At 32.5% G+C, this 9,553-nt stretch carries 9 protein-coding genes; 5 read left to right on the top strand and 4 right to left on the bottom strand.

Features of this window, described 5'->3' with window-relative positions:
* Positions 1-472: 472 nt before the first annotated feature.
* A complete protein-coding gene (locus AB0D57_RS46360) occupies positions 473-1,066 on the bottom strand; it encodes a hypothetical protein (RefSeq protein WP_362088549.1) in 594 nt (197 codons plus the stop codon).
* 137 nt (positions 1,067-1,203) lie between these two features.
* Between AB0D57_RS46360 and AB0D57_RS46365 the strand changes: the two genes are divergently transcribed.
* From AB0D57_RS46365 to AB0D57_RS46380, 4 genes are all read left to right on the top strand, one after another.
* The gene (locus AB0D57_RS46365) at positions 1,204-1,416 is read left to right on the top strand and encodes a helix-turn-helix transcriptional regulator (RefSeq protein WP_362088550.1); all 213 of its coding nucleotides are present in this window, start codon (positions 1,204-1,206) and stop codon (positions 1,414-1,416) included.
* Between the two features lie 15 nt (positions 1,417-1,431).
* The gene (locus tag AB0D57_RS46370; RefSeq protein WP_362088551.1) at positions 1,432-1,878 is read left to right on the top strand and encodes a hypothetical protein; all 447 of its coding nucleotides are present in this window, start codon (positions 1,432-1,434) and stop codon (positions 1,876-1,878) included.
* Positions 1,879-2,132: 254 nt separating this feature from the next.
* On the top strand, positions 2,133-2,507 hold the full coding sequence (locus AB0D57_RS46375) for a hypothetical protein (RefSeq protein ID WP_362088552.1): 375 nt from the start codon (positions 2,133-2,135) through the stop codon (positions 2,505-2,507).
* A 2-nt stretch (positions 2,508-2,509) separates the two neighbouring features.
* Entirely contained in the window at positions 2,510-2,848 is a 339-nt protein-coding gene (locus AB0D57_RS46380) for a hypothetical protein (RefSeq protein ID WP_362088553.1), read from the top strand.
* A gap of 534 nt (positions 2,849-3,382) precedes the next feature.
* Here AB0D57_RS46380 and AB0D57_RS46385 read toward each other — a convergent pair.
* Positions 3,383-5,653, bottom strand: coding sequence for a phage/plasmid primase, P4 family (locus tag AB0D57_RS46385; RefSeq protein WP_362088554.1), 2,271 nt, complete (start codon positions 5,651-5,653; stop codon positions 3,383-3,385).
* A 520-nt stretch (positions 5,654-6,173) separates the two neighbouring features.
* Positions 6,174-6,746, bottom strand: coding sequence for a recombinase family protein (locus AB0D57_RS46390; RefSeq protein ID WP_362088555.1), 573 nt, complete (start codon positions 6,744-6,746; stop codon positions 6,174-6,176).
* A gap of 814 nt (positions 6,747-7,560) precedes the next feature.
* Here AB0D57_RS46390 and AB0D57_RS46395 point away from each other — a divergent pair.
* Complete coding sequence (locus AB0D57_RS46395) at positions 7,561-8,205, top strand: hypothetical protein (protein WP_362088556.1); 645 nt, start codon at positions 7,561-7,563, stop codon at positions 8,203-8,205.
* Between the two features lie 806 nt (positions 8,206-9,011).
* On the opposite strand, the gene AB0D57_RS46400 is transcribed toward AB0D57_RS46395, so the two are convergent.
* Positions 9,012-9,383 (bottom strand): helix-turn-helix transcriptional regulator, encoded by a 372-nt coding sequence (locus AB0D57_RS46400; protein ID WP_362088557.1) that lies wholly within the window; start codon positions 9,381-9,383, stop codon positions 9,012-9,014.
* Between the last annotated feature and the right edge of the window lie 170 nt (positions 9,384-9,553).

Below are 9,553 nucleotides of genomic sequence, written 5' to 3' on the forward strand. Positions count from 1 at the left end.
TATTATTCTGGGTGAATTATATTTCACCTTTAAACATAATAAAAGAGCCTATGAGAAGGCTCTTTTATTATGTTTGTATTAACTTTTATCAATTACTCGCTCATTTTTAATAAAGACCATATTTATTTGAACACTCAGGGCAAATTTGACTTCTACCAGTCTGATCATTACCTATGATTTTTGTTTTTTGTTTTTGAATCTTACCTCAATAGAAACACAATTTTCTATTAACAGAACCATGCCCCTCTGAATCAAATCCATGAAATTTTTTGCACCCACTGCAATAATAATACTTGTTTGCTGCACCTATCCCCATATGCATAATATAACCGTCCTTTTCACTGTTAAGATTTAATATCAACAGAGCGTAAGAAGAATCGAGATGACATATGTATCACAAAACTGTATTTCGAATCGTCTCACAACCTACCACTTTCCTATTTTCATCATAACAGTTAAAATTACAGTAGTTTTATATTTTTTTCTTAATAGCTGCCGTTGCACCGGTAGCTTTTTTTTCTTCTATTTCTTGCTCTGCTAACTCTTTAAGTGATGTAGGGCGAATCCATATGATTTTGTTATCATGTTGTTTAATATCTATTACCTCATTACCTCTTAAGACAATCATCATGCTCCCGTAATAAAAACGCTTTATATTTCTCCCTTTATTTTGTATTGAGATTCTGCAAGCTGCCACGCTTAAGTTACGAATGATTTTCACCCTTACATCTTCATCATTCAAAACCTCGTTACCTTTAAATCTTTCACGGTACCTTCTACAAATGGAATCAGACACTTGTACATCTTCAAACAACCCAATTCGTTTTTTCATAGTTTTCTTAAGGGCATTTGTTTCGGCCTTTTTTAACAACACTCCTGGTTCTTTTTCAGGGTATTGATTTTCTTCGATGTATTTCACAAAGATACCTAATTTTTTTCTTTTCTTTTTGCCTTTTACTACAACAACATCTCCCCATACCAACTCTTCTACATTAGTTTTAAATAAAACTTGTCGCTCAAAATATAAACCGCCATTAAATACAAAAGATACTAAAGCAAATTTCATTATTAAAACCCCTTCCTCTTATCTTAATTAACATTTTATCGCTTATGCGTTATATAGTCAAACGGGGTTTTAATAATAACACTAAAACGATATAATGAAATATAGAATAACGACAGAGGAAAGAAAGGGTATATCCAATGAAAAAAATAAAAATTAAATTAAAAGAACTGTTAATTGCTCGTAACATGACTCAATCCCAATTAGCTGAATTAGCAGATGTAAGACCAAATGCTATTTCTAACCTATGTCGAGGTTATGTTGATCGATTGTCGATTGAACATTTAGAGAAAATATGTGAAGCCTTACAGCTGGAAAGCATAAGTGAATTACTCGAAATTGAGTCCCAATAAAGGAGGTTCGTTAGTATGGAAAAATTATGTGTTTATTGTTACTCATTGAATTTAAACTCTGAAGAAAATATAAAATGTTCTACTTGTGGTGCTCCATTAAATCCGGAAAGAAATATGGAAAAAATTAAAACTAGAAATCCTCGTCTTGAGAAGTACGATGATACTGACCTAAACAAACTATTCCTTCCTTATGATGAATTAGTAAAATACTCATTTGTTCAGTTATACAGACTACTTAAACTCGCTCGAATCAAAAAAGAAGAAACCTATCAAAAAAAAGAGTTCGATGAATATTCCACTTTGAAAACACAATCACTTTTAATTGAAAATTTGCTTTTCGACAAAGGTGGATACGTTCCCAAAGCAATTCAAGAAAGTGACATTTCACATTTAGAATATGAACATAGAAGATACCTAAACAGACATGAAATACGAATTAAAGAAGCCTTAGAAAACAAATAAATCCCTTTCAATAAATATTCCATATTAAGGTAATAACGTTGACGTGTATTATATTGATAAATATCATTATTATGTTTTTAATTTCTGCGCCGGACAAACCTTTTTACCGTCGCAACTTTTTGAAAGAAAATTTCTTAATTACGCTAAATCCCTAATAAATTTTCGAACTGAAAAAACAAAATTTCTTAACGACGTTTTTCAAAAAAAATCGACGTTATCTTTTTTAAAAAAATTTAAAAAGGAAAAATGAAAAAATGAAAAAATTGTATCCACACGATTATCGGACAAGAGATCCACGAGCTTTTTTATATCTGTTCACAAGTATCGCAACACCAGCACACATAAGTGATTCATTTTCAAATTTTCTTTATGCTTCAGCTCTTGAACAAATGGAATCATTAGCAACTCATAAAAACCAAATAATTATCCCCATTGAATGCTTATCAGGAAAAAGAATCGTTTATTTAAAAGATAAAAACTATTTTTCATTTAAGGTTGGTCCAAAAAGTTATCTTATGTTGCCTGAATCAGAACTTGAAGAATCCGAAATAAAGCAGCTTCAACAATATATAGAAAATCTGAAATGGAATTTTCAATATAATCCATACAGATTCCGATACAGGGGGTAAAAATGGCCAAATTATATCCAACCGATTATCAAGAAAAAGACCCTCGTAAATACTTGTTTCACAATCCAGAACGTATGCAACCCACTATACTAAGCAAATCGCTATCTAATTATCTTCATTACTACCTGTTGGATTTAATGGGAGAAGCTGCGTCACACGGAGAACAAATTCTTGTGCCGTTTAGTTGCTTCACTTGGCGTAGAATACGAACTTTAAAGGACATGAACACTTTTTCCTTCAAGGTTGGCAAAGAGAGCTACTTTATGGTGAATCCCCTTGATTTGAAACAGATTGAACGAGTTAAATTAGAAAGCTACTTAAATGAACTCAAATGGAATTGAATTTCAAAACACTTATGGTTTGTTAATATGCCATAAGTGTTTTTTGCATACACAAAGAATCCACAGTGGGGGCTGAGTGGTTACTGTTTTATCACTGGTGAGACAAAAAGTAGTAACCATCATAAACCTTACAGGTACAAGGGATTTCGTGTTTTTGGTTACCATACAGTAACTTGCGGTAACCATCACAAACCTTACTCTAACTAAGGTTAATACGTGTTTTGGTTACTGGTTACTGTTTTTTTTATTCTGATTAATTTTCGGTATACGTACAATATACCTATTACTAAAGTATTAGGACTTTGTTAACGCACCTAAATTTAATAACTGAAAAAAAACGGTAACCTAGTAACCTTTTGAAGAAAAAAAGGTGTGAACCCTTGTGGCTCTAGCCTACACTGTGGTTACTCATGTGGTTACTGTTTATTTTTAAAAAAACGCACAAAAAAACGCTTATCCCTTGAGAGAGTAAGCGTTTAGATGGTTACTATTTTGGTTACCATTTTGGTTACCGTTTTGGTTACCATTTTTATTTTACTTTGCTTTAAAACCTTTTACTGGCTTCCATTGACCATTTATTTTTATTTTTTTGGTTTTCCATTCCATATCGTATTGGTTACAAACAGCTTCTTTGAATCGTTTTGTACCAAGTGGATATGCGACTCTATTATCTTTACACCAGTTTTCATAATCTTGAAGGACTCGACTGCCAGCATGGCTTTCAAAATAATCTTTGTCGAATTCAAAGAAATAATCAGCTAGTGGATCGCTGTATTCTGCAAAGGATTTTGCTGCTTCAATTGATTTCTCATTTATTGTTAAGTTATCTTGAGCAATATTTTCAGATGATAACATACGTTTTAATGCTGTAACCGCTAATTTTAAAACATATTCCCTAGCACTTTGACTTTTCAGTATTTCCATTGTTTCTTTATCAGAAATGCAATCCGGATCGTTCGAAAAATTATGCTCGAATGGGATGATATGTAACCTTCTGTTCAATTGATTCCCACTTTCTCGGAAATTGGGATAAAAATTACTTGCAGTGATACAAACAGTAGACATTTTTACAGTTTCACTGTCTTTTCCTTTTCGTTCAATTTCAATGCGACCACCAGTAATAATTGTCTTTAGTAATCCGCTGTCTTGAATTATTTGGTCTGGCTGATCGTCTACAATGTTTGCTAATTTACCGTACATTGAAGATCCAGCAAAATTGTTTGTGGCTAACCTTTGTGGAGATACAGCAGAGATGTTGCCACCTTTGTTATCGAATGTTTCATGAACCATATTTAGAACAGATGATTTCCCGTTGTGTGCAGTGCGTCCATATAAGTAAAACATCTTCGGTACTAATATTTCTGGATACATGACACAAGCAAACATTTCTTCTATATTGCGGATGCTAGGTTCATGATTTTCAGTTACCTTATTCAATGTGTTTTGTACAAATTCATTGTGAGCATAAGGATTGTATGCAGTAGGGATTTTTCTAGTTAAAAAAACACTAGGATTAAAAGGTTCCAATTCAAAAGTAAAGAGATTTAATAAACCATTCTCCACAGCTATATAATCTTGAGCAATAGTATTAACTACTGGTGACATGTCAGCTAAGTATTCATGAACCTCTTTCACCTGTGAACGTGATAAATCGTCTTTACTGCGAATTATAGCGTTTATTTGTCTGCCTGAAGTGTCTTGCTCATAAATACCTTTTTTCTTGTTGTAATAATATAAGTCACTGTGTGCAGTTGGATAGCGCACTATGAAAAAATCTTTCACAACTTCTTCTGCGAGAATTTTGTGCTTTAATGATTTTGTTCCATTTGCATTTTCTATCCACCATGACTTTTTGTTATTTGAATCAACAGGTTCTAGTGCAACTGTTTTTTCCTGTATCTCTGTTGTTTGTGTAGGGACAATAGGTGCAACATTTGTAGTGCTAGCTACCGCCTTTTCGATTGTCATTGCAAGATAAGTAGGGTGCTTTGCCCATTTATCTCTTGCTAACGCTGATTGCCACATCAGGTTGTGAATACGTGTGAAATCACCATTAGTCCAATAAGCTAAATGGTTAGCAAGTGCCATATCTGCACTGGAATCATCGTTGTTATGGTTCTCTATATTTCCATCCCAAAGATTTTTAATGACCATGCCTTTTTTTGATGTAAACATTTTGGCTAATAATTCACTATCGTTTAATGTATTGTGGTTTCCTATTGGTCGTACATTTTTATTTTGAGGTTTTTCAAAATATCGTTCTGCAATCATATTGATCAATTTTTGATTAGTCATAATTGCAGCGTTGTTGAATTTGTCTCCAGTAACAGTAATGAACTTTGTTTGACCACCAAAAAATTCAATTCCATTTTGTTTGGTGCCGACCCACCCTGGTTTCTCTCCTTCAATCCATAAATGTAAACCATTCCCGCTAGGTGACTTTTCAACGTATGAATGAAGTGTTAGATTGTGTAATTCAGGGGGTAAATCATTTACATTTTCCAAATCATCAATGTCTATACATACTAATTTATCTTTTGGGAATAGTACGAAGCCTATTCCGTTGAAGTTACCATTGTTATAAGCCGTTTGCACTTCTTGGAAGGTGTATAGATTATTTTCGTTATCCCACTTAAAACCGAAATCATTATTAATGCTTACTGGCTCTTTGGATAAGTAATAACCTCCATCTTTCTTTTCACGCTTTCGGCTATTCCAAACAACCCACTGTGGAATCTCTTTTAATTTATTGGGGATGTCATCGAAATTTGGTTTTGTTATAACTGCATCAATTAATAGTGTCATTTGTATTCCTTCTCTCTGTTGTTGTTAGAGAGAATAAAAATAGCGCACCATACTTACAAGCAGTAAGTGAAGATGCGCTCTTGAAATATGATAAAAATATTGCAGAAAAAACAACAATACTCGTGTCATTACTTCTTTTTCAATACTTGAAATGTGGTCACAGTTCGTTTAAGATAACCATAGACGGTGCTATGTTTTAGCATATATAAAGGGCTAACTTTGTTGCTATAAAAGGCTGAGAGTTAGTTTTATATATAGAAAAGCAGCACCATTATTTATTCCGCCAAGAATAAATAAATGTACGTCTCATGGTTTTAGTTATTGTATAAAACCGCCAAAAATCTTATACTTTAACTAACTGCAACACAAACCAAATAAAATTAGAGCGCACCTACAACTTTTTATCTCTTGCCGGAGACTGCTGTGAGTGCTCTTTTTTTATTCTCTTTTTTCTATATCTTGGTCTTAATTCTAAATCTATGTTTCTCGCATTTCAAACTAATTCGCAAAAAACGACAGTCTAATTTTCTTCGTTTAAAATTTTATAAACGGTGCTACGAGCTATATCACATTCTTTTGCAATATCACCAGCACTTTCTCCAGCTGTAAATAATACTCGTACTTTACGTTTTACTTTATCGCTTACTTTAGGTCTTCCCGATAGTTTTCCGCGCTTTCTAGCGGCTTCTAGACCTGCTTTAGTACGTTGTTGAATGACATCCCTCTCAAACTCTGCAAAAACAGCTAACATTCCGAACATAGCCTTTCCTGTCGGTGTAGTTGTATCAAGTTGATCGTTGATACTAACAAATTGCACACCTTTCTTTTGAAGCTCATCAGTCAACTGGTAAAGCTCTTTTGTTGATCTAGCTAGCCGATCTAATTTGTAAACGACAAATACATCACCACTTGTAGCAGCCTTCATTGCATTTTGAAGCTCTATACGGTCGTTTTTACGGCTCGTAACCTTTTCTGTATATAAAACTAGCTCTAAGTCCTTTTCGGCAGCGTAGCGAGCTAGTGAGTCCTCTTGTAGCTCTAAATTTTGTTCATCCGTGCTTACTCGGCAATAGCCAATCATTCTATTTGCCATGAACATCCTCCATTTGTCTTTATTTCCATACTAATTATATAAAATCAGTATAGACGGTTTTATGTACAATAACAAGGACATTTTATAGCTATAAAAGCTATTAATTGGTTCTTTCCTAAAATGAACATAAAACGATTGTTTAAAAGACAAATAAAAAGTTACTTGATGAGGATAATGACGAAGTAGCAAATGGTGCTATTGATGTGATAGCCTATTGGCATGTTGAATTAAATAATTACGTGATTAAAAGTGAGGGCTGATCATGGAAAAAGAACGGAAATCTCCAAGCGAAATGGTTAATATAGAATTACTGGAAACCTACAGTCACTACAATCGTATCTATCTGCGGTCACCAGAAGAACAAGACTATATTGCTTTGTTGCGAAATGAAATGTTAAACCGAATGGAAGAAAGATCAAAGGAGTAGCGAACGCCACTCTTTTTAGTTTTTTAACTAGGGTATTCAATAAGTTCCTCAGTTAGTTTCAAATGTGTGTTCTAATTCCAACATTTTGTAATAGCCTATTGGCATGTTGGGTTAAATAATTATATTCTAAGAAGTAACGCTATGTAGTTTATTGGAATTAAATGAAATTTATAGAAACGGGGTTATGGAATGGATTTTTTAATATGGGCTTTAATTTATTTGATTTTGTTTGGTCTTTTTATACTAATAGTTTTAAAAGTTGATATTATTAGTAAAAAAACAGCTGCTAATTTAATAAAATTAAATATTTTATTAACTGCACTTTATTTGATTTATATTTGGTTGAAGTTTTTATTATATTAACTTTTACTTCAAGCTTCCATTTTAATGGAAGTTGGTGTATCCTTATATGTGAATATATTACATAGGAGGGTTTTTGTGGTAAAAAAAATAGTATTTTTATTTACATTTATGATTTGTTTTTTAATTTTAGGTAATACAGATACATCGGTTTTTGCACAAGAATTAGAAAGTGATGAAGGTGCTATTGATATCAGTGTAGAGGATCTTGGGGAACTTCCTTATACTGTTGTTTCAGAGGAACAAGTTATTTCAGATTATATGGAATGGGCTAATGTTGACCGTGAAACTGCAGTTAAAGAAATGGGATTAGAAGAATCTAAATCTTTAACTGCTAGAGCTTCTTCTTCGTGTTGGCATGAATGGAGAGAATATAAAATACCTAAAAAATTAATAGACTCTACAGCTAAAGCTTATTTGACTACATATCCTTATATAAAAATGAAACAATGTGGTGATGATAGAGCGGAAATTACTGATGTATCTCCTCAAGTGAGTTATGAAAGAGAGGGTGGTATAGCTATTTCAAATATTGTTCTTAAAGATATTACTGCAGAGAAAGAATCAAAGTATGTATGTAGAGTAAGAGCAAATGGAGTTATAACAAATACTTTCGGGTTTGAATTAAGAGATTGGAAATATAGCCAACCTTTCACTTTCATGGGACCGTAAATATATCGAGACATAAAAAGAGTAGCAAATGCTGCTCTTTTTATTTTGGAAAAAAAGAAAAAGCGACGTTCTCAGAGGGAAGAAGAATCGTCGCGAGTGATAGAAAGGAGATTGCCATCCCTCTTTTTTATTGCATTGCTAAAGGGGGTGGGCGACACGTGGTGATGCTATTTTCGAAGTTTCTAAGTATCAGATACAGCATTGGCATATTGCTGAAGGAAATTCATAAAGAATTACAGCTGGATGATGCCGAGGATGGTGACTTGATTTATAAAGTTACTTAATTTATTTATATAAAGTTACCTATTTTCGCCTGGATCTTCTTCATTCAAAGATTTTACAATTATTTTGCGTAAAAAAAATGAACGATTATGCTTCGCCTTTGCATCAAATTGCTCCCAATCATCTTTTGTAAGTGTTAGAGAGACCTTTTTTGTTATCCCTATACTTGGACGTCCTACAGATCTTTTCTTACTAAATAAAGATACTTTACAGGTTTTACAATACGTCACCGGTATTTCATCAACATAAATAATTGTCAAATTAATACTACTATCACAATGTTCGCAGACACTTTTATTCATATGATCACCTCTTTAAGTTACTTTTTAATTTATATTTTAAGTAACTTAAAATTATTCCAGTAGACTTAGATTTAATAGATTTATAGATTTAATATCTTGAAGTTGCTTAAAAAAAGAAACATGTCTTTTAGCTGCAAGCAACAAAAAAAGCATTAAGTTAGATGTTCGTATAACTTTTGTTTTACGAACATCTGTTAATGCTTTTTTTATTTAATTAATTAATTAATTTTTTTCGTTGTCTAATGATTCTTCATCATCAAGAGATATCTTGTTGATCCCAGTTTTATATAATTTCATTTCTTGCTTATCTAAATTTAATTCATCCCTTTCGTTCGTACGTGGCTGGACATTTATTTCAATGTCTAAATCTAGAGCATTCAGAAGCTTAAAAATCGTTTGTATGTGTGGTGTAATTAAACCATTTTCCATCCGAGAAATAATATTTTGTGTGACTCCTGATATCCTAGATAGTTCACGTTGAGATATACCAAAAAAGATGCGATAAGCACGTACTTTACCAATAAGACTTTCAATTAAAAAAGCTTCTGGGTTTTGTGCAGCTTCTTCTCTTCGTATTTCTTTTAACGTGTACATATTGGTCACTCCTAAAAAGTATTTAATCCTTATTTAACTCCTAAAAAGTATATTTAATCCTAATTTAATCCTAATTTAATCCTAATTTAATTCCTAATTTAACTCCTAAAAGTATTTAATTATTTAATGCCTTACTTTAAATCAATAATTTAAATTTACATTGTCTGTAA

This window comes from Streptomyces sp. NPDC048275 (assembly GCF_040652275.1).
In the GTDB taxonomy this organism is placed as follows: domain Bacteria; phylum Actinomycetota; class Actinomycetes; order Streptomycetales; family Streptomycetaceae; genus Streptomyces.